This window comes from Marinilabilia salmonicolor (genome assembly GCF_003003035.1).
GTDB lineage: Bacteria > Bacteroidota > Bacteroidia > Bacteroidales > Marinilabiliaceae > Marinilabilia > Marinilabilia salmonicolor_A.
In genome coordinates this window covers 279,298-302,253 of the sequence record NZ_PVTS01000004.1, presented here as the reverse complement: position 1 = coordinate 302,253, position 22,956 = coordinate 279,298, and the positions used below count along the sequence as shown (strand labels likewise).

At 42.9% G+C, this 22,956-nt stretch carries 16 protein-coding genes; 8 read left to right on the top strand and 8 right to left on the bottom strand.

What is annotated here, in order from left to right; all coding sequences use genetic code 11:
- Window positions 1-108 precede the first annotated feature (108 nt).
- The 7 genes from BY457_RS06160 to BY457_RS06130 form a co-directional block, all read right to left on the bottom strand.
- Entirely contained in the window at window positions 109-2,832 is a 2,724-nt protein-coding gene (locus BY457_RS06160) for a carbohydrate-binding protein (RefSeq protein WP_106152454.1), read from the bottom strand.
- A gap of 76 nt (window positions 2,833-2,908) precedes the next feature.
- A complete protein-coding gene (locus BY457_RS06155) occupies window positions 2,909-3,718 on the bottom strand; it encodes a glycoside hydrolase family 16 protein (protein WP_106152453.1) in 810 nt (269 codons plus the stop codon).
- A 116-nt stretch (window positions 3,719-3,834) separates the two neighbouring features.
- A complete protein-coding gene (bglX, locus tag BY457_RS06150) occupies window positions 3,835-6,093 on the bottom strand; it encodes a beta-glucosidase BglX (protein ID WP_106152452.1) in 2,259 nt (752 codons plus the stop codon).
- Between the two features lie 120 nt (window positions 6,094-6,213).
- Window positions 6,214-7,344 carry a glycoside hydrolase family 16 protein gene (locus BY457_RS06145; RefSeq protein WP_219885141.1) on the bottom strand — a complete coding sequence of 377 codons (1,131 nt, stop codon included), beginning with the start codon at window positions 7,342-7,344 and terminating at the stop codon, window positions 6,214-6,216.
- Window positions 7,345-7,466: 122 nt separating this feature from the next.
- Entirely contained in the window at window positions 7,467-8,945 is a 1,479-nt protein-coding gene (locus BY457_RS06140; RefSeq protein WP_106152451.1) for a PKD domain-containing protein, read from the bottom strand.
- A gap of 47 nt (window positions 8,946-8,992) precedes the next feature.
- On the bottom strand, window positions 8,993-10,525 hold the full coding sequence (locus BY457_RS06135) for a RagB/SusD family nutrient uptake outer membrane protein (RefSeq protein WP_106152450.1): 1,533 nt from the start codon (window positions 10,523-10,525) through the stop codon (window positions 8,993-8,995).
- A gap of 20 nt (window positions 10,526-10,545) precedes the next feature.
- The gene (locus BY457_RS06130) at window positions 10,546-13,695 is read right to left on the bottom strand and encodes a SusC/RagA family TonB-linked outer membrane protein (protein ID WP_106152449.1); all 3,150 of its coding nucleotides are present in this window, start codon (window positions 13,693-13,695) and stop codon (window positions 10,546-10,548) included.
- A 736-nt stretch (window positions 13,696-14,431) separates the two neighbouring features.
- Between BY457_RS06130 and BY457_RS06125 the strand changes: the two genes are divergently transcribed.
- The 7 genes from BY457_RS06125 (at window position 14,432) to BY457_RS06095 (ending at window position 21,600) form a co-directional block, all read left to right on the top strand.
- Complete coding sequence (locus BY457_RS06125) at window positions 14,432-15,457, top strand: TIGR00341 family protein (RefSeq protein WP_258176635.1); 1,026 nt, start codon at window positions 14,432-14,434, stop codon at window positions 15,455-15,457.
- 116 nt (window positions 15,458-15,573) lie between these two features.
- Window positions 15,574-16,401 carry a mechanosensitive ion channel family protein gene (locus tag BY457_RS06120; protein WP_106152447.1) on the top strand — a complete coding sequence of 276 codons (828 nt, stop codon included), beginning with the start codon at window positions 15,574-15,576 and terminating at the stop codon, window positions 16,399-16,401.
- A gap of 200 nt (window positions 16,402-16,601) precedes the next feature.
- Complete coding sequence (locus BY457_RS06115) at window positions 16,602-17,486, top strand: DUF3078 domain-containing protein (protein ID WP_106152446.1); 885 nt, start codon at window positions 16,602-16,604, stop codon at window positions 17,484-17,486.
- A gap of 353 nt (window positions 17,487-17,839) precedes the next feature.
- Window positions 17,840-18,877 carry an agmatine deiminase family protein gene (locus tag BY457_RS06110; protein WP_219885140.1) on the top strand — a complete coding sequence of 346 codons (1,038 nt, stop codon included), beginning with the start codon at window positions 17,840-17,842 and terminating at the stop codon, window positions 18,875-18,877.
- 55 nt (window positions 18,878-18,932) lie between these two features.
- Window positions 18,933-19,238, top strand: coding sequence for a hypothetical protein (locus BY457_RS06105; protein WP_106152445.1), 306 nt, complete (start codon window positions 18,933-18,935; stop codon window positions 19,236-19,238).
- 14 nt (window positions 19,239-19,252) lie between these two features.
- Window positions 19,253-20,134, top strand: a complete 882-nt coding sequence (locus BY457_RS06100) for a carbon-nitrogen hydrolase (protein WP_106152444.1) — start codon at window positions 19,253-19,255, stop codon at window positions 20,132-20,134.
- Between the two features lie 197 nt (window positions 20,135-20,331).
- Window positions 20,332-21,600: an SGNH/GDSL hydrolase family protein gene (locus BY457_RS06095; RefSeq protein WP_106152443.1), complete on the top strand. Its 1,269-nt coding sequence runs from the start codon at window positions 20,332-20,334 to the stop codon at window positions 21,598-21,600.
- Between the two features lie 195 nt (window positions 21,601-21,795).
- Here the strand turns inward: BY457_RS06095 and sfsA are convergent, their stop codons facing one another.
- Window positions 21,796-22,488, bottom strand: a complete 693-nt coding sequence (sfsA, locus tag BY457_RS06090; protein ID WP_106152442.1) for a DNA/RNA nuclease SfsA — start codon at window positions 22,486-22,488, stop codon at window positions 21,796-21,798.
- A gap of 83 nt (window positions 22,489-22,571) precedes the next feature.
- On the opposite strand from sfsA, the gene BY457_RS06085 reads away from it, so the two are divergent.
- Entirely contained in the window at window positions 22,572-22,838 is a 267-nt protein-coding gene (locus BY457_RS06085) for a YkgJ family cysteine cluster protein (RefSeq protein WP_106152441.1), read from the top strand.
- Window positions 22,839-22,956 lie beyond the last annotated feature (118 nt).

Sequence of the window (22,956 nt, the reverse complement as noted above, 5' to 3'; positions counted from 1 at the left end):
CCCTGATAAAAAAACAAAACCCCGGCATGTGACACTACCGGGGCTTTTTGTCCTCAAAATTAATCTCTATGGCTATGAAAAAAAGAGGACTATTTTGTTTGCAATGAACTAATTTCTTCCCGATGCTGAAACAAAAAATTTGCCGTTAGCAACACCGGTTCCATAATTAACCTTTAAGAAATAAAGCCCCTCAGAAAATTTTTTTACATCAAGCTCTATTCTCTTATTTCCTCTTCTCTTCCATGACCTGATTAAATTTCCCGATAAATCATAGGCAGATAACTGACATATTCCACCAGACAGAAATGGTAAATTAACAATCAACAAAGAATCGACTGGATTGGGATATAAAACTAATCTGTTCAAATGTACACTTTCTTGAACAGAAGCCCCAACAGAAAGTTTAATTTTATTCAAATTATACTCTGAATAAAGAGTCATCAACCGGATTTTACCTCTACCCTCCTTTAAAGAAATCTTCCCGGTCTGCGTTTGCCATTTTTGCCATCCTCCGGTTGATTGAAAAGTCATGGTATCCAATGGGATCCATTCACTGTTTTGCTCCTGCAAAAAGACAAGTTGCGGAGCAGTTCGTTCCGTGGCCACCCGATATTCCACCTGAAAAGTCTCATCCTGTTTTACCTCCACATAATATTCCACATAATCTCCCGGATTGGCAAATGCGGTATTCAGTCCACCTCCCGTATCCTGACAATCTTCAAGTTCAAACCCATTATTCACCGCAAAATCTTCGGCCTCGATGCTTCCGGGTATTTCAAAAACTTCGGGGATAAGATTTTGAACTTCTAACTCGAAAGAAGAAAGTTCCTGACCATTGCTGACGATGAAACTTCCGGCATAAGACATCAGAATGTTTTCTCCGTCATTGAGATAATCCGGTAAAAAAAGCTCCAGTTTCCGTGGATTCTCCTCACTCCAAAGAACTTCAGAGACTTCCAGTTCGTCACCAGAAACCTCAATATTAAATTCATTGCCCAGGAGGGCGTTGGCCTCTCCTGTGAAAGGTTTATTCAAAAAAAGCTGAATCACATTACCGGGGTATTCAGTTTTTGCAAGGACTGCCGAGAAATCGACGAAGCCCACAGGAGAAGGACTGTCAAAAGAAAAGAAATTCAAATTGACTCCCCCCTGCTCGATGATGCATCTGATCTGAACTTTTCCTGCCGGTAAAACAATGTCTTCAACCACAAGGGTTGCCCAGGATTGATACCCTCCGGTGGCGGGAAGCGAAATGACCGGTGTCAAAGGCATACCGTCTGCTTCGAAACGAATCCGGCTATCATTAGCGGCAGCATATCGAACAGATAACTCCCATGCAGCATCCTCTCCAACTTCAAGGGTATATTGCATCCATTCACCATCTTCCGTCCACCCTACATTATAACCATTGGATGTATTAGCAACATCGGAACAAACCTCTATGTCCACCCCATCGTTGCGGTAAGCCCATCCCTGATTCCAATTGGTATATTGCCCATCCTGATCCAGATGATAATTGGCGGTATCCTTATCAAAATAAGCATGATGCACACGACCCAAATCGTAATCGGTGAAGAAAACAGGATTGCCGGTGGTGTGCTTTCTAAACGGTTTTGTTTCGGTAGTATGGGGTTGCCTGATTTTGGCATCGATCACATCTTTTTGAACGATACAGTTTTCTATCTTATGATTTTCGGCAAACTGCAGAACAGCCTGAAAGGCCTCCTCCTCTGTCATCTCCGAACCTTCTCCCTTCCAATATTCCAGCAGCCGCTCGTACCCTTCATTCACTTCCACTCTAAGTGGATTGTTAATCCCTGACTTTTTTACCGGCCACCACGACCATCCAATCTGATTCGACTCGCACAAATGCACCAGATTGGTAAACCAGGTATTGGAGTTCTCGCCGGTTTCTCCCAGCCAGATGGGAATATCATAAGTATCGCGCAAATCCAATACCCACTGAATAGAGCCCTTAGTATTGTAGTTCCAATACTTATGAAAGCTATAGACCATATTATCGTCCCAGGGCGGGGTAAGCCCGGAAAAATCGTTGGCAAACCCATTTCCTTCAATAAATATGATGTGGTTTTGATCCACCATTCTGATGGCCTCAGTGATACGACCATATAAATTTCGCATTTGAGAGTTGTTCCCCTCCGGAAAAGTCCAGTTGGTTTCATTAATGAGATCATAACCGCCAATCCAGTGTTCATCGGCATAACGCTCTGCCAATTTCGCCCATAAAGCTACAGTCTTGTCCTTATTGAGATCACTTTCCCACAACGACGGTTTGCCCGGATCGTAATCTGAAATATTGGCATCTTTACCTTGTCCCCCGGGTGCCCCATGCAAATCAAGAATAAGATACATCTGATTGTCACCGCACCAGACCAACAAAGAATCAAGCATCTCAAATCCTTTGTCCCGCCAGGTAATTTCTCCTTCCACAGGCTCTTCTTCTATGGGGGGTGTAAACCATTTGTAGTGCATGGCTACCCTCACGGTGTTGTATCCCCATGCTTTCATTGAATCCACATCAGCACGGGTAAAATGATACTGCAACCAGGCATTGTAGAAACTGTCTGTTTTGGCCACCCCGATGGTCTCTTCCAGACGGGCCCGGAACTCATGTTGGGTACCACCCAGGTCAGCCGTCTTCATCATATACCCTTCCTGCAACATCCAGTTGCCGGTTCCCAGACCTCGGATTATATATTCATCTCCATTGCCGTCATAAATATATTTACCATCGACATGCAAAAATCCCTGACCTAAAACAGGGAAAACTGCTAAAAGAAATAGTAAAAGAAGTAGTAGGTTGGTTTTCATAAAAAAAAGAAAAAGGGCATTTCATGCATTTAAGAAACACACGAAACGCCCAGAATTAATGAAAAAGCAAAAAACATTATTGATAAATTCTTACATAATCGACCTTCATGGTTGACGGGAAAATTGAATCATCCACACCGTGAACTCCGCCCCAGTTGCCACCAACCGCGACATTCAATATCAGATGAAAGCGCTTGTCAAAAGGCCACTCTGCCGGTCCGCTTTTGGTATTATTGAAAGTAAAGACCAATTTGTCATCGATAAAAAAGTCAATTTTTTCTTCATCCCACTCAATGGCATACACATAAAAAGCTTCCTCACAGTCAGGCACATAAGTGGCTTTTCCTTTCTGGGTACCAATGCCGTGGTTAAAGGCCTCTGTATGAACGGTTGTATGAATAGAATCGGGATCGTATCCCACATGTTCCATTATATCAATCTCACCGCTTTCGGGCCAGCCACCATATTCCCAATCTGTGGGAAGCATCCAGATGGCTGGCCAGATTCCGCGACCACCGGGGACCTGTGCCCTGATCTCCATCCTTCCATAGAGCCAGTCCCCCTTCTCCTTAGTTGTAAGACGTGCGGAGGTATAGTTAAAATCATCCCGTTTCTCACGAACGGCAGTAATATTTAAATACTCGCCATCCACCCAGGCATTTTTCTTATCCCGTACAGTGTAATATTGAAATTCATTATTTCCCCATCCGTAGGAATTGCCAACAGTGTCATAATTCCATTTTGTTTCATCAGGCAGCCCCTCATAATCAAACTCCTCGCTCCACACCAGTTCCATTCCGCCCGGGTTTCCTCCAATGCATCCCGGCAAAACCACAATAGCCGGAAGCAAAATTAGAAGTACCGTTTTTTTCCAGGATACAATCATAACATTGGATTTAAAATTCTACAAAGAAACAGAACCCACCTGTGGCAGGCTCTGTCTATTACAACCTGACAAATTCAAGAATCTGCGGAAAACTAAAATCTATCAGATTCTGTTTTTTATTTCAATTCAAACTCTGCCTGCAACCCCTCAGCTGCATTGGGAGCCACCCAGACATGAAACTGACCGGGCTCAACCACAAATTTTCCATCAGGATGGTAAAATCCGAGCTGTCGGGCCTCCAGTTCAAAATAGACTTCCTTACTTTCTCCAGGAGCCAGAGTAACACGCTGATAATTTTTCAATTCACGAACAGGGCGGGTGTAAGATGCCACCAAATCCCTGGTATAGAGCTGAACAATCTCAGTACCTTCCACATCCCCTGTATTGGAAATAGTGGCTGTCACCATCAGGTTTTCTCCTTCAGATACGGCTTCGGACGACAATCTCAAATCTGAATACTCAAAAGAGGTATAAGAAAGTCCGAATCCAAAAGGATAGAGCGGAGTAAAACCATAATCAAGGGTGTGATTGGTATTCCCAAGAGAATGCTGCACTGCCTGCACGGGAATATCATCGATATGCGTCCAGGTAGAAGCATCGGCTGGACGCCCTGACATTTTGTGGGCATAATAAACAGGCACCTGACCTTCTCCCTTTGGAAAAGTAACGGGAAGTTTACCCACTGGAGCAGTCTCACCAAAAATAAGGTTGGCCAGTGCAGGTCCGGCCATGGTTCCCGGATGCCAGGCATAAAGGATAGAACTTGCCAGATGCTGAGTTTTGTACAAACCGGCAGGACGTCCTGACATGACCACCATGACTACAGGTTTTCCTTTAGATGCAGCCAGTTCGAGCAGTTCGGCCTGAGCCCCTACAAAATCCAGTTCGGCAAGACTCTTAGCCTCGCCCGACAGAATAGCTTCCTCTCCTACCACAGCTACCACAACATCCGATTGGGCAATGGCTTTCTCAACCTGTGCAAATCCGTTGGTTGATTTGTCACGGCTGTATTCCAACCCTTCAGCAAAGGAGACATTTTCGGATCCGTTGAACTCATTAAAGGCCTCCAAAACGGTTTGAGAATCATTTTCGTCACCATCAAAAATCCAGGTTCCTAACTGCTCATAAGGCTGATCTGCCAAGGGACCTATCAGGGCCACTTTGGTTCCTTTTTTCAGTGGCAAAACATTGTTTTCATTTTTCAACATCACCACACTCTCTTCTGCCAGTTTCCGGGCAACTTCCAAATGTTGGGGATGAACAAGCAATGAGTCTGCCAGTGATTCATCCACATAGGGATTGTCAAAAAGCCCCATACGGAATTTAATACGAAGGATACGGGCAACAGCATCATCTATCCACTCCATTTTCACCTTGCCTTCATCCAGTAATTCCTTAAGATGATCGTTGTATGAACGGCTGGACATTTCCATATCCACCCCTGCAGCGAGGCCCAGTTCACCGGCATGTTTGAGATCACGGGCAAATCCATGGGAAATCATCTCCTGGATGGAAGCCCAGTCACTCACCACAAAGCCATCGAATCCGTAATCATCTTTAAGGATTTCCCTGATGTTGCGCTGATGACCGCTGGCGGGAATTCCGTTAATTTCATTAAAAGCGGTCATTACCGTAGCCGCACCTGCCTTAACAGCCTCTTTGAAAGGAGGAAGATATACATTGTGCAACTGTAGATCGGAAATAACCGTGGTATTGTAATCACGTCCGCCCTCAGCAGCACCGTAGCCCACAAAATGTTTTGCACAAGCTGCAATGGTCAACGGATCGGAAAGATCATCGCCCTGATAACCCTGCACCATAGCACGGGCAACCATTGAATTCAACAGGGGATCTTCTCCTGCACTCTCGGCAATTCGGCCCCATCGGGGATCGCGGCTCACATCGATCATAGGCGCAAATGTCCAGTTGATACCCATCGAAGCGGCTTCTTTGGCCGCAATAGCTGCGGATTCCCTTACAAGATCCTCATTCCAGGAAGCAGCCATTCCCAGCGGAATGGGAAAAATAGTGCGGTAACCATGAATCACATCGCGTCCGATAATAAGCGGAATACCCAGGCGGCTTTCCTCTACGGCCAAACGCTGCAATTCATTCACCTCTTTAGCGCCAATAAGATTCAGCACAGAGCCCAGTTCCCCTTTACGGACAACCTCTTTCAGATTTTCCAGGCCACCAAAAACACCGGGATCCACCTGAGACATCTGGCCAATTTTTTCATCAAGGGTCATTTCACTGAGCAGCTGTGCAACCTTATCCTCAACTTCTGAGTTGGTATCATGGTGCTCCCTCTCCTGACATGCCCAGCCGCCAAGCAAAATGATAACTATTACTGTTAAATGTTTTAAGCTTTTCATTTTATATCTTCATTTTTGTTTTAAGATACCCCAATCAGGAGCCATCATTCCGTTAACAAAATCTCCTTCATGCAGGTATTCACATTCTTTTTACTCAACAATGCCTGAATAATAACGCTCTTAATTCAATTCATAAACACGCACATAATCAACTTCCATCGATTGTGGAAAAATGCTGTTATCAATACCTTGTGCCCCTCCCCAGGTTCCTCCTACTGCAAGATTCAGAATAAAAAAGTGAGGTTTATTAAATGGCCAGTTAGTATCATTCTTAGAAGCAGGAGCATAGACATGCACGATATTATCAGGTGAGTCCACATAAAAAGTAAGGGATTCTTCAGTCCATAATACCCCATAAATATGGAAAGCCTCTTCTGCAGTAGGTAAAGAGATGCTACCACCACTGCCATTACCACCCGACCCTGCTGTAGTGTGTACTGTAGAATGAACGATATCCGGTTGATACCCCACATATTCCATGATATCGATTTCGCCACATGCGGGCCATCCAACTTGTCCTAAATTGCTGCCAAGCATCCATATTGCCGGCCAGACACCGGTTCCCGAAGGCAGCTTCGCACGAATCTCAATCCGTCCGTAAGTAAATTCCTGCTTGTTCATTGTTACCATGCGGGTTGAGGTATAAGAGCCTCGTTCTTTATTGTCATTTTCTTTTCTGGCTGTGATGACCAACTTACCATCAGTAATTTCAACATTATCACCATCGGTGTAGTACTGCAATTCATCATTACCCCATCCCCAGTCACCCGTTCCGATCTCAAAAGTCCAATTCGACTTGTTCACCGACGAACTGTTAAATTCATCGGACCAGATTAATCCTCCGGGAGCTGTATAATCAGGATCATCAGCGTCAATAGTGACGGTTTTTGTCATGGTTTTTGTGTCAGCGATACTATTTAAGGGGCCCCAAATAGTTAATGTGATTTCATAATTACCTTTCAAAGGATAATAGACCGTTTGTTCCTGTTCCTTATTTATACTTTTACCTGTTGACTGACCATTACCATAATCCCATTCCACATATAAATAGTCGCCGGATGACAAATTGGTAAGAATAATATTATTGGGGTTTTCCGAATCAACTTCAATAGAAAAATCAACAGTATAACCTTCCTGACTGTCTTCGTCTTTACTGCATGACAATAATGCAGGGATGACTATTGCCATAAGCAACAACTTAACGCCAAAAAGCAGCCTACCCGACTCAAATACAGAGACTTTCCCTGCCATCCGAAAACACTTAGTTCGTTTCATCATCTTCCCAAAAATCATCAGTAAAAAAAGGGAGGTGGAGAGAACCCCCACACTCCCCTATTAGGTTTTATTGTTGTGTAATAAACTATGAATATCTCTTATTCATGAAATTCAAAATCATCAAAGAAGAAAATACCTCCTCCATCATGACCTTCTGTACCAAACTGGATTACAATCTTGTTGTAGTCCTCGCGATCGGCCACATTACTAAAGTCAAAAGTCAATTCGATCCATTTCCCTGTTTCGATGCCTGTTTCCAGAATTTCAGTTTGAGTTTCCCATGCACTTCCACCCAAATCATTGTTTTGGAGTTTCACCGCAATGGAAGCCTGAAGTTGGTTGTTGGCAATCCAAGACCCTGCAACGTTATTCTCAGTAGTATAATCGTTGTAAGATGGGATGAATACCTGCAATGAAATCTTATTCTGAGTAGTAAGATCGAATTTATAATCTTCAGCTACATAAGAAATATTAGAATAAAACTCACCGGCTTTCTTCTCATAGAGATATACATAGTCTGATGTATTACCATTGAAAGGAGCAGGATTCTGATAGTGTGCATTAGTACGATCCCCCATGGCTTCAGTAGCAAAAACCACTGATGGGGTTTCACTTTCAAAATCTTCGCTCAACAGATTGGCCTCCAGAGGTAATTCCGGTTCTTCAGGTTCCACATTCAACTCTTCAGGAATTAAGCGGTAATACCATGCATTAACTGGTTCTACGGTACTTTGAGCACGCAAGTACATTTCATTCTCAGAAATAGAAAGAATTTTGAATGTTGAAGTACCTGCATAATGTCCCATAAAGGCTCCGTCACTTAGAATCAAGGTAGAATCAGAAGTAACAAGACTGAAGTTATAACTGGCATTAGGCGCATATTCCACATCAAAGTCACCTGCAGGAGGCACTACTGCATTGGTATATCCCATATCAGCAAGAGCGTCAGCTCCCGCACCGTTGGTATAAACAAACCCGTTGTTTTCCCAAATCAGCTCAACACCAACCTGCTTAAAGGTAAACTTATTGGTGTAAAGTGAGGATTCCAGTTTTTCATTCGCTCCGGCATTCCACCAATCAGCAGTCATAGTCGGTCCATCAGCAAACGCTTCGCCAGGTCCAACACCAAAGTGGCCACCATTGTACTGATCAAATACCCATGTTTTTCCTTCGGCATTATCGGCACCACCGGTCAAGGCAGTATAAAGCGGATTTTCCAGCAGAGAAAGATCATCTTCGGCAACTTCAATAGTTTTGGTAACAGTAGCAGCACCACCATCAGTAACCAAAGTCATCGTTACATCATAAGATCCTGCAAAAGGATACTCACTAGTGACCGACTGTCCTTTACTACCAGCACCGTTTCCAAAGTCCCAGGATGCTATACCGGGACGATCGGTAGTATTACTAAATGCAATAACATTAGGTTGATCGGATTTTGGACTAACAGAGAAACTCAACTGCTCTGCCTGAGGTGCGGCCCCCAAATCATAGTCATCAAATTCCTGAGGTTCACAGGCCACAAACAGCAACGAGGCCATTGCCATCATGATTCCTGTTTTCAATATATTTTTCATATCTGTTGTTCTTTTATTATCAATAAATTAGATACAATAATCAGGGATTAATAACCTGCATTTTGCTCCAGCTTAAACTCACCTGAAGTACGATCGATTTCTGACTGAGGAATAGGCAGATATTTCTTATAATCTTCCCATGTTCTTACAGAAGAGTACTCTTCGATATTTTCAGTAAGCTGATTTGCATCCCCCCAACGAACGAGGTCCCAGAAACGCATTCCTTCACCAAAAAATTCTCGACGACGTTCCAGCTTGATATTTTCTTCAGAAGCAGGAATTGAAACAAACTCCTCATCCATTGCACGTTTTCGCACCTCATCCAGACACCACTGAGCAGTAAGTCCATCAATCGGTGCTACACCATGCATTCCCATGAGTTCGGCAGCATTCAATAAGGTCTCTGCATATCTAAAGATTCGTAAATTGTTCTCATAGTTCAGATCCACAGTATAAGGAGCATCATTATACTCTTCACGAGCTGCGTACTTAGCCATAAACAATCCGGTATTCTGAAAACGCTCGGTATAAGTTCCTTCTTCAAATTGATTAACCGAAGCAGCCAAACGCTCATCTCCCTCTTCATAAATAGAAGGAATTTCAGGACGAACAGGACCAAATCCCCATCCACCAATAAATGTAGTATCACCGCTCAACAAGTCATCTCCCTTCAGTTCATTAGGAGATATAAATGCAGGAAGGTTGGTTCCGTATCCCTGCCATGCAGCACCCCAGTCTTTTCCTTCCGGTAAATGATTTACCTCAAAAATAGACTCGGCACAAAACTCGCCATCACGGGGCCATATTTCACTATACTCAGGCATCAATTCATAGGCACCACTATTAATAATTTCCGCCATATCGGCCAACACCTCTGCATAACGTGATTCATCTTGCTGATACATCACCACTCGTGCCTTAAGCATCATAGCGGCAGCACGTGTTGCACGGCCAGCTTCTGTAGCACCAACACTCATTGGTAATTTATTACCCTCTATCGCGTAATCAAGATCTTCAATCAATTCATTGTAAATTTGATCAGCGGTGTATTGCGGGGCCATATATGGCTCAGCTAGATCCTCCTCAAAATAAGGAATATTTCCCCAAAACTTCCACAACCAATGAACAAAGTAAGCTCTTAAGTAGCGACCTTCAGCGCTTAAACGTGCAAGATCTGCTTCGCTAACATCCACTGCGTTTTCAGTAGCAATAATAGCATTGTTAGCCCTACTGAGCCCACTGTAATAGATGTTCCATAATCCACCTGGAAGTTCACGAGGTGAGGCATCTAATTGTGAGAGACGGTATAATTGTGCCTGGTCACCGGCATCACCTCCACCTTTAAAGATATCATCAGAACGCAAATCAGACATCAACACGATACTATTGTACTGATAATCGGCATAACTGTCAAAAAGAAGTATCTGATAAGCGGAAGTAATATTCGCTTCAATAGCTCCTTTGGTTGCTTCTCCTCCGGCCTCTTGTGAATCGGTTGGATAAGCTGTCAGAAAGTCTTCACCGCAGGACGTAAAACCTACTAATGCGGCAAGAGCAACTGTCTTAATATATTTTATCATAACTCGTTCGATTTTTTATGTTAGAAAGTAATGTTCGCTCCAACTGAAATAGTTCGTGCCTGTGGATAAATGCCACGGTCAACACCAATGGTAGTATATCCTCCTGATGCAATCTCAGGATCAAATCCGTCATAATCAGTTAAAGTCAACAAGTTTTCGGCAGAAACGAAGAATCGTAAGCGCTCAATAGCCAGTGATTGAAGAATCTGAGTTGGCAAAGAATATCCAAGCTGAATATTTTTCAAACGAATGTAAGAACCATCTTTGATATAAAGTTCTGATGAACGCCAGTTACTGTTCGGATTTTCTCTGGTCATTCTAGGCAGCCAGTTTGAAGTTCCTTCACCTGTCCAACGATCCAGGATCCATGAGGGACGGTTCATTGCTGGGACATCACCACGTACGGAATAATCAAAGATATCATTTCCGTAAGCTCCCTGGAAGAACATGCTGAGGTCAAAATTTCTCCAGTCAGCATTGATGTTCAAACCGAAAGTCCAATCAGGCATACCTTTACCAATTTTGGTACGGTCGGCATCATCAATTTTTCCATCAGGCCCTCCATCATCAGCACCGGAAATATCCATAAAACGAACATCACCAGGCTGGGCATTTTGCCCATAAGTGGAGTTGTATGCAGCAGCTTCTTCAGCATTTTGAATAATACCATCTACTTTGTAACCATAAAAATAAGGGAATACTTCTCCGTTTTCACCTTTCACATAAGCTCCAACACCAGTAGCTCCGGCATCTTCATAAATCTGTTCTCCGGACTCATTCCCCATGTCGATAAGCTTGTTCTGCAAGTAAGAAGCATTTATACCCACATTGTAATTAAATTCTCCAAAGTTTCCTTTGTGGTTCAATTCAAATTCAAGACCACTGTTCTCCATATCACCAGCATTGGCCAAAGGAGCACCTTTTCCAACATACGCCGGGATGGGTTGATCCATCAACATACCGTTTGTGGTTTTCTTAAAATAGTCGAATCCAAATACAATCGCACTATTAAAAAAGCGTGCATCGAAACCAATATCAATTTGTTCAGATTCTTCCCAGATTAGATCGGGATTGGCAATACGGGCAGGACTTGCACCATATTGCATGGTAGAATTATCTCCAGATCCAAAGTAATAGTTCTGATTACCATCCATCAAAGAAGTATAGGCAAAATTACCAATGCGCTCATTACCATTCTGTCCCCAACTGGCACGAAGCTTCAGATAATCAAACCATTCCGGACGGCCATCCAGGAAACCTTCATTGGTCACATTCCATCCAAGAGAGACAGATGGGAAAATTGCCCACTTATTTTCAGATCCGAATCGGGAAGAACCATCACGACGAACAGTACCCTGAATCATATATTTCTCATCAAAGTTGTAATCAATACGTCCAAAATAAGAAGCCAATGACTCTACTGAGAAACCTCCTGTTCCTCCTGCAACTCGCTCATCATCTCTGTCAGCAACTGCATAGTTTATTACAGCCTTATCAGGGTTATTCTCCAGCAGGTCATAATCATCTCCATACAATTCACGTAATGTATATTCCTGAGCTGATTGTCCAAGTAGAACAGTAAAATTATGACGATCATTTAAAGATTTTGAATACGTTAATGTATTCTCCACCTGCCAGGTAAATCCCCGATGCATATTTGAATATACATGACTACGAGTCAATTCTTTTCCCTGAGTAGCCAAAAAATGCTCAAATTCATATCCGTCACCTCCCCAGAATGCGAGATCAACACCGTAGCTAGACTTGAATTTTAGACCTTCAACAACATCCAGTTCAGCCCAGAAAGAAGATACGATCTTGTCTGAATTGTCTTCGCTTCCTGTAGGTGCATCAAGCATAGCAACAGGGTTAGCAATTTCCTGAAATCCTGAAGGAGGAACAGAATATACACGTCCTTCGGAATCAGTTACTGCTGTGGGATGATCGGCAAGTACTTGATCCGGATCTGTTGCATAGACAGGAACCAACGGATTAAAAGTAATAGCACTTCCCAAAACGGAACCATACTCTGAGTTGGTTTCAATACCGGAAGAAACAATTCGTGAATAACCAGCATTAACACCAACTTTCAAGTTGTTAAGAAATAAGCGGTCGGCATTAAATACATTGTAAGTATTATTGGCACGAACACTGTAACGGTCATAGTTAGAACGGCCATAGTCGCCACCAACAATACCATCCTGGCTGAAATAACCAAAAGAAACAAAATAGGTACTATTGTCATTTCCACCACTGATGCTCACCTGATGATTCTGCACAGGTGCATCATAGTAAAAAGTCTCATCCTGCCAATCAGTGCCTTCTCCGGCATTGGCAATCTCATCCTGAGTATAACGAGGAGCGTTTCCATCATTCAGCAACGACTCATTCATTATGACCATATACTCTTTGGCATTCAGAACAGATTTCTTTTTCCATGGATTTTGCCATCCATAAGAGAAATCATAATTGATTTTAGCATCTCCGGCTTTTCCCGACTTAGTAGTAACAAGGATAACTCCATTGGCAGCACGCGCACCATATACGGCAGCAGAAGCAGCATCCTTCAAAACCTCCACTGATTCAATATCAGTAGGGTTCAGATAATTAATTCCACCACCAACAGCCATTCCGTCAACAATGTAAAGTGGATCACTATTGTTAATGGTACCTACACCACGGATACGCACTTTAGAATCAGAACCAGGCTGACCTGAGCTTTGCGTAATCTGAACACCCGAAACTTTTCCCTTTAAAACATCCTCAATTCGTGAAGGTTTCGAAGATTCAAGGTCTTCAGAAGACACACTACTTATAGCAGCTGTTACCACACTCTTTTTCTGGACTCCGTAACCAACCACCACCACTTCATCGAGGTCAGTAAGCATCTCATTCATGGTAACATTAATGGTTGTCTGGTCAGCAATAACCTCAACAGTCTCCATACCTATAAAAGAAAAAACAATCGTTTCACCTTCGGGAAGGGTCAACGAATAGTTTCCATCCACATCGGTAATGGTTCCGTTGGTGGTTCCTTTTTGTACGACGCTTACTCCCGGTATCGGGCCGCCATCTTCTGCAGACGTCACCTTACCTGTAACGGTAACATCCTGTGCGAACAACAGGGTTGTCCACATCATTAAAAACAAAATTCCTAATGTTTTTCTCATAACAAAACTGATTTGTGGTTTTTAGTAAAACATGATGCAAACGTAAGCCCAAGTGTTAATCAAACCTAATTTTTTAACGCACAAAAAACTCATTATTATACATTTTTTAACTCATTAAAAACTCACACCAATTTTATTATATTACTGTTTATTAATTTTTTATATCTTACACAAACTATTCATCGTGGTAAAAATCTCACCTCACAATTTGCAATTTCCTATTTTTTGTAAATTCTAAATTACTGTTAAAATATTGAAGAGAATTTTTCCTCCTGAGCAACACTTTTCACCACCTTTGCCATAGAACAAAAAGATCAGTTTTCCTTTTTAATTAGAGTCTGTCCATAAAGTACCATTTACTACGTTACGCTTGTCCGAAGAGTACTCATCCCGATTGTGCTTTTTGTTGGTTTTTTGTTCAAAAAAACCTTACAAAAGCTACTTCGGGACTCCGTATTTTCGGACTTCGCAAGCCATGTAACTGGCACTTTCTGAACAGACACACTTCTAAAAACAGAATTTGCTTAGTTTATAGACAGGCACTAATTAATTTATAGACAGGGCTAATTAGGCTTTTAACCAAACTTATTACTGAAAAGCAAATTAACAATTTAGAATAGTCCCGGTCCCGGACATTCGAGACTCGCAGTATATGGTATGATCGTATCAAAAGATATCATGCCCGTTTTATGTTGATAAGTCGGGTTAAAATCCTTAAAATTGAATAAAAAACAATATGGCATTAAGATTAATGCAGGTGGTAGTCCCTGCAGATGAAAAAGATAAGCTCCATAGCCTCATCAGGGGAGAATCACGCATCGAAAGCTGGGATCAGACAATTGATGAAAAGCGTTACAAACTGTCCATTCTACTGGCGGTAGATGATAGTGAGCATCTGATTACCAAGCTGGAGCATCATTTTTCGAATACAGGTACCTTTCGTATCGTGTTGTATCCGGTAGAAGCTACCATCCCCCGCCCCGATGCCCCGGATCTGGAACGGGAAAGAGGGACAGCAAAAGAAAATGCCAAAAAGAAGGGCAAAGGCCGTATCAGTCGCGAAGAACTGTATCACGATCTGGTGGACTCCACCCGTTTGTCATGGGTATTTATTATACTGATGCTTTCTTCGACCATCGTAGCTGCAACAGGACTTTTGCGCAACAGTGAAGCCATCATCATAGGCTCTATGGTTATTGCCCCTTTACTTGGACCAAATGTCGCATTGTCATTGGCAACAACTCTGGCAGATTTTCATCTGGCAAAAAATGCACTCAAAGTTACATTTGCCGGCATCGGCATTTCTCTGCTATTTGCCATTTCGTTGGGCATCCTGCTGGAAATAGATCCCTCCGCTCCCCAAATTGCCACCCGCACCGAACCAAATCTGGGGGATATCGGTCTTTCACTTGCCTCCGGCATTGCCGGGGCCTTGGCATTCACTACCGGAGTGGCATCAGCCCTGGTTGGAGTAATGGTCGCAGTAGCCCTGCTGCCTCCTCTTGTAGTATTGGGAATGCTCATTGGTGCCGGTTACTGGGATGCGGCCACAGGAGCCCTGTTTCTATTGTTCATAAATATTATATGTATAAATCTTTCAGGGGTTCTTACATTTGTTGTTCAGGGTATCAAACCGGCAAGTTGGGACAAGAAGGGACAGGCAAGAAACACATCCAGAGCAGCCATTTCAGTTTGGATCTTTTTATTATTAATATTGATTTTTGCCCTCTATTACAGCCATTTGAATTTTGATTTTTTATAAAATCAGGTCTAATTTGAACATAATTTCAACCTAAGCCTTTAAAATATTGAAATTGGGAAACAAAAGCAGTAATTTTATTGGAATTTAAAATTGCATTAATCACTAAACTCAAAAAAATGGAACAATTTAAAGAATGGTTCAGCAATCCTGAACAAATCCTCGACCTTGCTCTAAAATATGGCGGCCAGTTAGTCCTTGCCATTCTTACTCTGCTTATTGGTCTTTGGGTAATTGGTAAGATTGTAAAAGGCATGAAAAAAATGTTTGAAGCCAAAGGTTTCGATGCCAGTTTACAGTCCTTTCTAATAAGTCTGACCGGCATTGTACTAAAAATCATGCTTGTAATTAGTGTTGTAAGCATGCTCGGAGTGGAGATGACCTCATTTGTGGCAATTCTTGCTGCTGCCGGTCTGGCCATTGGTATGGCATTGAGCGGCACTCTCCAAAACTTTGCGGGAGGAGTCATGATTCTAATTTTCAGGCCGTTTAAAGTAGGGGATTATATCACTTCCGAAGGACATTCAGGAACTGTAAAAGAGATTCAAATATTTCATACCATTCTGAATACCCCCGATAAAAAAACCATCATCCTTCCCAATGGTCCCGTTTCAAACGGAAGTACCGTAAACTACTCTACGGAACCTGTCCGCCGGGTTGATTTCACTTTTGGAATCGGCTACAACGACGACATCGACAAAGCAAAACAGGTAATTATGGGTATCATAGAAAAGGATGAGCGTATTCTGAAAGATCCTGCCCCATTTGTGGGTGTCATAAATCTTGGCGAAAGCTCAGTAGATTTGGTTACCCGGGTGTGGGCAAATGCAGGTGATTACTGGGATATCTTCTTTGAAATGCAGGAAACCGTTAAAAAAGAGTTCGACCGTCAGGGAGTTTCTATTCCTTTCCCGCAAAGAGATGTACACCTGTTTCAGGCAAAATAATTCGAGTCTGATTATAAAGTCACGTTCGCTTCCCCGTAGGATCGAAACAGGTTGTTACGCAACTTTCTGAACCTACACAGCCCCAATTACCATTTTCCCCGACTTTATTGACGTGCACTAATTCAATTTAATTAATAAAAAAATGTATCTGTAGAGGCACTTAACACTGTGCCTCTACTATCAAAAAAAACAATACATCAATGACAACAAGAGCCAGAATTCTAATCTTTTTCATTCTTTTTCCGTCCCTGATCTTCGGACAGCAGGAGGCAGATACCGTGAAACACTGGACTGCAGGAGGAAATGGCGCATTTAACTTCTCCCAGGTATCACTAAGCAACTGGTCAGGAGGAGGTAAAAATTCTGTTTCGGGAACCTTTCTGTTCAATGCATTTTTAAATTACAAAAAAGACAAAAATGCGTGGGAAAACACACTGGACATAGGTTATGGTCTGACTCAGCAGGGCGATGAAAACCTGGTAAAAACAGAAGACCGCATTCAGATTGTCTCCAAATACGGGCTTCAGGCTGCGGAGCACTGGTTTTATACCGTTTTAGCCGATTTTAAAACACAAATGGACTTGGGCTATAAAGATCCGCCGGAGAACACAATCATGACCTCGAAGTTTATGTCACCGGCCTATTTGCTGCTATCGTTGGGTATGGATTACAAACCCAATGATAATTTTTCTTTGTACCTCTCTCCCCTGACCAGTAAAATGACCCTCGTGCATGACGAACAGCTTTCCGAGCAGGGAGCCTATGGTGTAGATCCCGGAGAAAACCTCAGGTCTGAGTTTGGTGCCTCGGTCAAAAGCATATACAAAAAAGAGAACCTAATTGAGAACGTGGACTTCAAGACCCGGCTGGATCTATTTTCCAACCTCGGAAATCACCCTGAAAGAATTGATGTGGAATGGGAAACCAAATTTGATTTTAAAGTCAACAGTTTTCTGTCTGCAAGCCTTGGAACCACCCTGCTTTATGACCACGACATCAAATATGTGGATACCGAAGGAGTGGAACACGGACCACGCATTCAGTTTAAACAGTTGTTTGGATTTGGAGTTAATTACAAGTTCTAGGAATGAGGGAGGGCTGAGGGGTGAGAGCTGAGAGTTGAGGGAATTGCAAAACTCAAAATGGACAAATATTCTTCTCACCATCAGTAAAGTCCCGCACATAAACAGAGTATTTAGTGTTTGTCTATAAAGTCCAACTTCTGCGTTGTTGCTCAAAATATAAATCCTCAAATACATTAGTATTCTGCGGTTTAGATTTTTCGCACGCCTTGAATTTGAATTTCTAGTTCAAACACGTGAAAAACGTTTAGTTTATGGACAGAAACTATTGAGTCAACAGTAAAAAGATTTGATATTTTTTCCCAAATTTGAAGTCCGGTAAATCCATTTTTTACCGGACTTTTTTGGCAAAACAGATGATGCAAACGAAACGAATGTTACCCGGAGAATGGGCCCCTCAGAATGGGGTTATACTGGCCTGGCCACACTCAGGAACTGACTGGGCTCAAATGCTTGATGAAGTCAGAGAATGCTTTGTCAACATCATAGAAGCAGTCACCACCTACGAAAAAGCAGTGGTGCTGGTAAATGACGAAAACAATTTCCCCATAGATCAATTCACTTACCCTGAAAAGATTAAAACAGTAAATTGTCCTACTAATGACACCTGGGCCCGAGATTTCGGGCCAATATTCGTAAAAGAAGCAACCCGCTGGATTGGCCTGGATTATAAATTCGATGGCTGGGGACTGAAATTCGCAGCCAATGAAGACAACCTGATTACTTCCAGACTCTTTGAGAAACATATCTTTGGTTCCTCTGCAACGCGCGAAAACCACCTTCATTTTGTTTTGGAGGGCGGTAGTATTGAATCGGACGGACAAGGAACCATCCTTACCACCACGGAATGTCTGACATCAGCAAACCGAAACGGAGCACTATCCAAAAAACACATCGAAGAGAAGTTTAAAAACTCACTGGGAGCAGAAAGAGTACTTTGGATTGATCATGGATTTCTTACCGGGGACGATACCGACAGCCATGTGGACACTCTGGCACGATTTTGCAATCCTGACACGATTGCTTATGTTAAGTGTGAAGATACTGAAGACGAACATTATTCCGCACTAAAAAAGATGGAACAACAATTGCATGAATTTCGAACCGGAAATGGTAAAAGCTATAACCTGGTCCCCCTCCCTATGGCAGATGCAGTATATGAAGACGGACACAGGTTACCGGCTACTTATGCCAACTTTTTAATCATTAATGAGGCTGTGTTGTTACCTTTTTACAAAAGTCCCAAAGACCAGGAGGCAAAAGCAATTCTGGAAAATGTTTTCCGTGACAGAAAAGTTATAGGGATTGATTGCCTGGCTTTGATCAAACAGCATGGATCATTACATTGCGTTACCATGCAACTGCCGGAAGGGACGCTGGGGGAAAAGAGTTGAGAGGTGAGGGTTGAGAGTTGAATGCTATAGGTAAACTGCTTAAAAGATACATCAAATGGATACAGATGACTTATCGCGAGAAGCCTACGATGGCATTTTAATCCAGGCCGAGAGATTAACCCATGATTTGACGTTACATTATGGTGTTTTATCCGGTGATTGCAAAAATGAGGCTGAATACCTCAAAAAAGCCGAAAAAATGACCCGAGAGATAATGAAAGCAGACGATTGGGAGATAGATGATCTGTTTTGGGGCAATCCGCCGGAAAAAGAAAAACTGGAATCTATCTGCAGGAAAATATTAAAAAATATTGAGCAAGTCAGATCCATACCCTTTGAGAAACGCAAATTTGATTTTTGAAAATATTAGAAAACATGGTTACCACAGGACTCATACAACAAAGCAACAGCGGGAACAATGCTGAAAATGTGCAACGACTGGAGAATAACATCCGGGATGTGGCAGCAAAAGGAGCCCAACTCATTGTTTTGCAGGAGCTACACAACAGTCTCTATTTTTGTCAGACTGAAGAAACAGATGTTTTCGACCTGGCAGAAACAATCCCGGGGCCAAGCACACGGCGGTTTGGGCAACTGGCCAAAGAACTTGGTGTGGTGATCGTTACTTCATTGTTTGAAAAACGTACCCCCGGACTTTATCATAACACCGCCGTAGTGCTGGAAAAGGATGGCACCATTGCCGGCAAATACCGAAAAATGCACATCCCCGACGATCCGGCCTATTACGAAAAGTTTTATTTCACCCCCGGAGATATGGGTTTTGAGCCTATCGATACCAGTGTAGGCCGGTTAGGCGTGCTGGTCTGCTGGGATCAATGGTACCCGGAAGCCGCACGACTGATGGCCATGCGGGGAGCTGACCTGCTCATCTATCCCACCGCTATTGGTTGGGAATCCACTGATACCCCTGAAGAACAAAAGCGTCAAAAAGATGCCTGGACCATATCACAGAGGGGACATGCCGTCGCCAACGGCCTTCCCGTTGTATCTGTAAACCGTGTGGGTTATGAACCGGATCCCTCAAAAGTAACCGGAGGGATACAATTCTGGGGAAACAGTTTTGTTGCGGGACCCCAGGGAGAAAAACTGGTTGAAGCCCCAACGAATCTGGAAAGCAACCTGATCGTGGAAATCGACCTGAAACGATCCGAAAGCGTTCGCCGGATATGGCCCTTTTTCAGGGATCGTCGAATTGATGCCTACGCAGGGTTAACAAAACGTTTTCTGGACGAATAAATCCCTAAAAGAGTCATTTTCCAGAGTGGTGTTTAACTAATTCTCACAAAGACTCCTAAAGAAAGAGGTTAAACCCATTCTGAAATTGGATAAAACAAAAAATTTCCACCTTTTAAGCTTTTTTGAAGTGTTCCGGAGCTTAAATTTTTCTCAACTTTAAAATCTGAACATATTTCTAATATCAATACACATTTATCATGAATTTTGAGAAGATTAAAGCTCTAAAATCATCAAAAAAGAGCGGTTCACTTCGGAGTACTTTTCCCAGGTTCAGCCTGATGGGTTTACTGTTAATTGCGATTCTATTCGGAAGTTGCGCCGAGGAAAATGCAAATGAAAAATGGGTGGGAACATGGACCACAGCACCTCAACTTGTGGAACCCCACAATATGCCTCCAGAACCCGGTCTCAGCAACAATACCATTCGACAAATAGTGCGGGTATCCATCGGCGGTGATAAACTGAGAATGCGGTTCTCCAATGAATTCAGCACCAGCCCCGTGACCATGAAAACAGTCACTATTGCTAAAGCAGAAGGAGGCAGCACCATTGATGAAAGTACCATAAAAACACTGACATTTAACAATCAGCAGGAAGTTACCATGAATGCCGGCGAGGCCGTAATTTCTGACCCTGTGGCGTTTCCGCTAAAATCAAGAATGGATCTGACCATTACCATATCTTATGGTGAAACATCTGCGGATGTAACGGGTCATCCGGGGTCGCGCACAACCTCCTATATTTTAAGCGGTAATCATTCAGAGGATCAGAACTTTGAGGAGGCTGTAAAAACCGATCACTGGTACACCATCAACAACATTGAGGTTACAGCCCCTAAAAAAGCTGCTGCCATTGCCATTTTAGGAAATTCAATTACCGATGGCCGCGGATCCGGAACCAATAAGCAAAATCGCTGGCCGGACATTCTTTCAGAGAGATTGGTGGAGAACCCGCAAACAGAAAATGTAGCAGTGCTCAACCAGGGCATTGGCGGCAACTGCGTTCTGAAGCAGTGTCTGGGCCCCTCAGCCATCGACCGGTTTGAAAGGGATGTTCTTAATCAGAACGGTGTAAAATGGTTAATCATTCTGGAGGGAATCAACGACATCGGACAAACACCCGACAGTGCTGCCGCAGCCAAAGTAGCAGAAAATCTAATAAGTGCTTATGACCAGATGATTGAGAAGGCTCATGAACACGGAATTTTGGTCTATGGTGCCACCATACTGCCATTTGACAAATCCTTTTACCACGAAGATTACCGTCAAATGGCCAGAAACACTGTAAATGATTGGATTCGCAACAGTGGCCGCTTCGATGCAGTGATTGATTTCGACCAAACCATGCGTAATCCCGAAGATACGCTCACCATTAAGGCTGATTTACATGATGGTGACTTCCTGCATCCCAATGAGAAGGGGTATGTCACAATGGGAGAATCTATTGATTTGAAGCTGTTTCAGTAAAGTTACAACTTTTCCTCAAATCAATGTTTTTTTGGTCTGATGAACAAAGTGTCGCACCACTGGTGCTTCTGATAATATCTTTTGTCTATTAAACTACCAAACTGCCTCCCCTCCGATGCTTGATATAAGGCGGAGGATGGCAGTTTCCAGTTTAATCAACATCCTTTGCTCTTTACTCATACCTCACTTCCCCAATCAAATCTCAAACGGAAGCACCTTCCCCAGCACAATTCCTTCTGGGGAGACTTCGGCCTGAACAGGGAAAACCTCAACGCCACTTTCAACCGCCCTCTTCAAAGACTCTGAATATCCGGGATCAATTTCAACAGCAGGAGCAAAAACTTCCACATCCATTCGTTGGACAATGTAAAGCATCACAGCCCTGTACCCCTCTTCTTTAAGTCTAATCAGGGTCTCCAGGTGCTTTCGGCCCCGGGTGGTAACTGCATCAGGAAACAAGGCATATTTTCCCTCTTTAAGCGTCACATTTTTAACCTCAATAAAACAGGTTTCCTGATCATTTTTAGCCATCACATCCAATCGACTATCCTGAATCTTAACCTCAGGTCTTACCTCTATGTAACCGGTCAACCCCGGAATATCACCATTACGAATAGCCTCCACAGCCAACTGGTTGGGACGTCCGGTATGAATTCCCACCCAGCGATCATTAATTTTGATCATTTCCCAGGTAAACTTAGTTTTACGCTTTGGATCATTCACCGGAGAAAGAAATACCTCTGCACCTTCTTCGAGACAACTTTTCATGGATCCGCTATTGGTACAATGGGCTACCACAACCGTGCCGTCATCCAGCTTCACATCTGTCAGAAATCGTTTGTATCGCTTAATCAGCGTTCCATGAACCAATTTTTCTTTAAAAAACATTAAAACTTTAATTTAAGTTGAAATTCTATACAATTATTCAATTCTTTGCACAAAGATTTTGACTGATAAAACAGAACTCACTCATGGAATGTCGTCCCAATTGCGGTGCCTGCTGCATTGTACCATCAATATCTTCACCCATTCCGGGTATGCCGAACGGAAAACCTGCCGGTGTTCGCTGCATTCATCTGCAAGATGACTACAGTTGCGGCATATTTCACTCTCCCGAACGCCCGGCCGTGTGTGCCGGTTTTAAGGCAGAAAAACTTGTTTGCGGAAACAACCGAAATGAAGCAACGACCATTCTTGCTGATTTACAAGGCATTGATGTCAACGGCCTGATAAAATGAGGCGCCACATCTTATGGCTGACATCCAAATACCAAAACGGTTCCTTTAAAAAATTAACCTTACTCAATTACTGACACATTAAGATAACTTTATCAATAAGGTTAGAGTATTGCAGGAG

Excerpts from the sequence above, each read along its gene's own strand:
- BY457_RS06160 (WP_106152454.1), bottom strand. The coding sequence starts at position 2,832 with ATGAAAACCAACCTACTACTTCTTTTACTATTTCTTTTAGCAGTTTTC.
- BY457_RS06155 (WP_106152453.1), bottom strand. The coding sequence starts at position 3,718 with ATGATTGTATCCTGGAAAAAAACGGTACTTCTAATTTTGCTTCCGGCT.
- bglX (WP_106152452.1), bottom strand. The coding sequence starts at position 6,093 with ATGAAAAGCTTAAAACATTTAACAGTAATAGTTATCATTTTGCTTGGC.
- BY457_RS06145 (WP_219885141.1), bottom strand. The coding sequence starts at position 7,344 with ATGGCAGGGAAAGTCTCTGTATTTGAGTCGGGTAGGCTGCTTTTTGGC.
- BY457_RS06140 (WP_106152451.1), bottom strand. The coding sequence starts at position 8,945 with ATGAAAAATATATTGAAAACAGGAATCATGATGGCAATGGCCTCGTTG.
- BY457_RS06135 (WP_106152450.1), bottom strand. The coding sequence starts at position 10,525 with ATGATAAAATATATTAAGACAGTTGCTCTTGCCGCATTAGTAGGTTTT.
- BY457_RS06130 (WP_106152449.1), bottom strand. The coding sequence starts at position 13,695 with ATGAGAAAAACATTAGGAATTTTGTTTTTAATGATGTGGACAACCCTG.
- BY457_RS06125 (WP_258176635.1), top strand. The coding sequence starts at position 14,432 with ATGGCATTAAGATTAATGCAGGTGGTAGTCCCTGCAGATGAAAAAGAT.
- BY457_RS06120 (WP_106152447.1), top strand. The coding sequence starts at position 15,574 with ATGGAACAATTTAAAGAATGGTTCAGCAATCCTGAACAAATCCTCGAC.
- BY457_RS06115 (WP_106152446.1), top strand. The coding sequence starts at position 16,602 with ATGACAACAAGAGCCAGAATTCTAATCTTTTTCATTCTTTTTCCGTCC.
- BY457_RS06110 (WP_219885140.1), top strand. The coding sequence starts at position 17,840 with ATGATGCAAACGAAACGAATGTTACCCGGAGAATGGGCCCCTCAGAAT.
- BY457_RS06105 (WP_106152445.1), top strand. The coding sequence starts at position 18,933 with ATGGATACAGATGACTTATCGCGAGAAGCCTACGATGGCATTTTAATC.
- BY457_RS06100 (WP_106152444.1), top strand. The coding sequence starts at position 19,253 with ATGGTTACCACAGGACTCATACAACAAAGCAACAGCGGGAACAATGCT.
- BY457_RS06095 (WP_106152443.1), top strand. The coding sequence starts at position 20,332 with ATGAATTTTGAGAAGATTAAAGCTCTAAAATCATCAAAAAAGAGCGGT.
- sfsA (WP_106152442.1), bottom strand. The coding sequence starts at position 22,488 with ATGTTTTTTAAAGAAAAATTGGTTCATGGAACGCTGATTAAGCGATAC.
- BY457_RS06085 (WP_106152441.1), top strand. The coding sequence starts at position 22,572 with ATGGAATGTCGTCCCAATTGCGGTGCCTGCTGCATTGTACCATCAATA.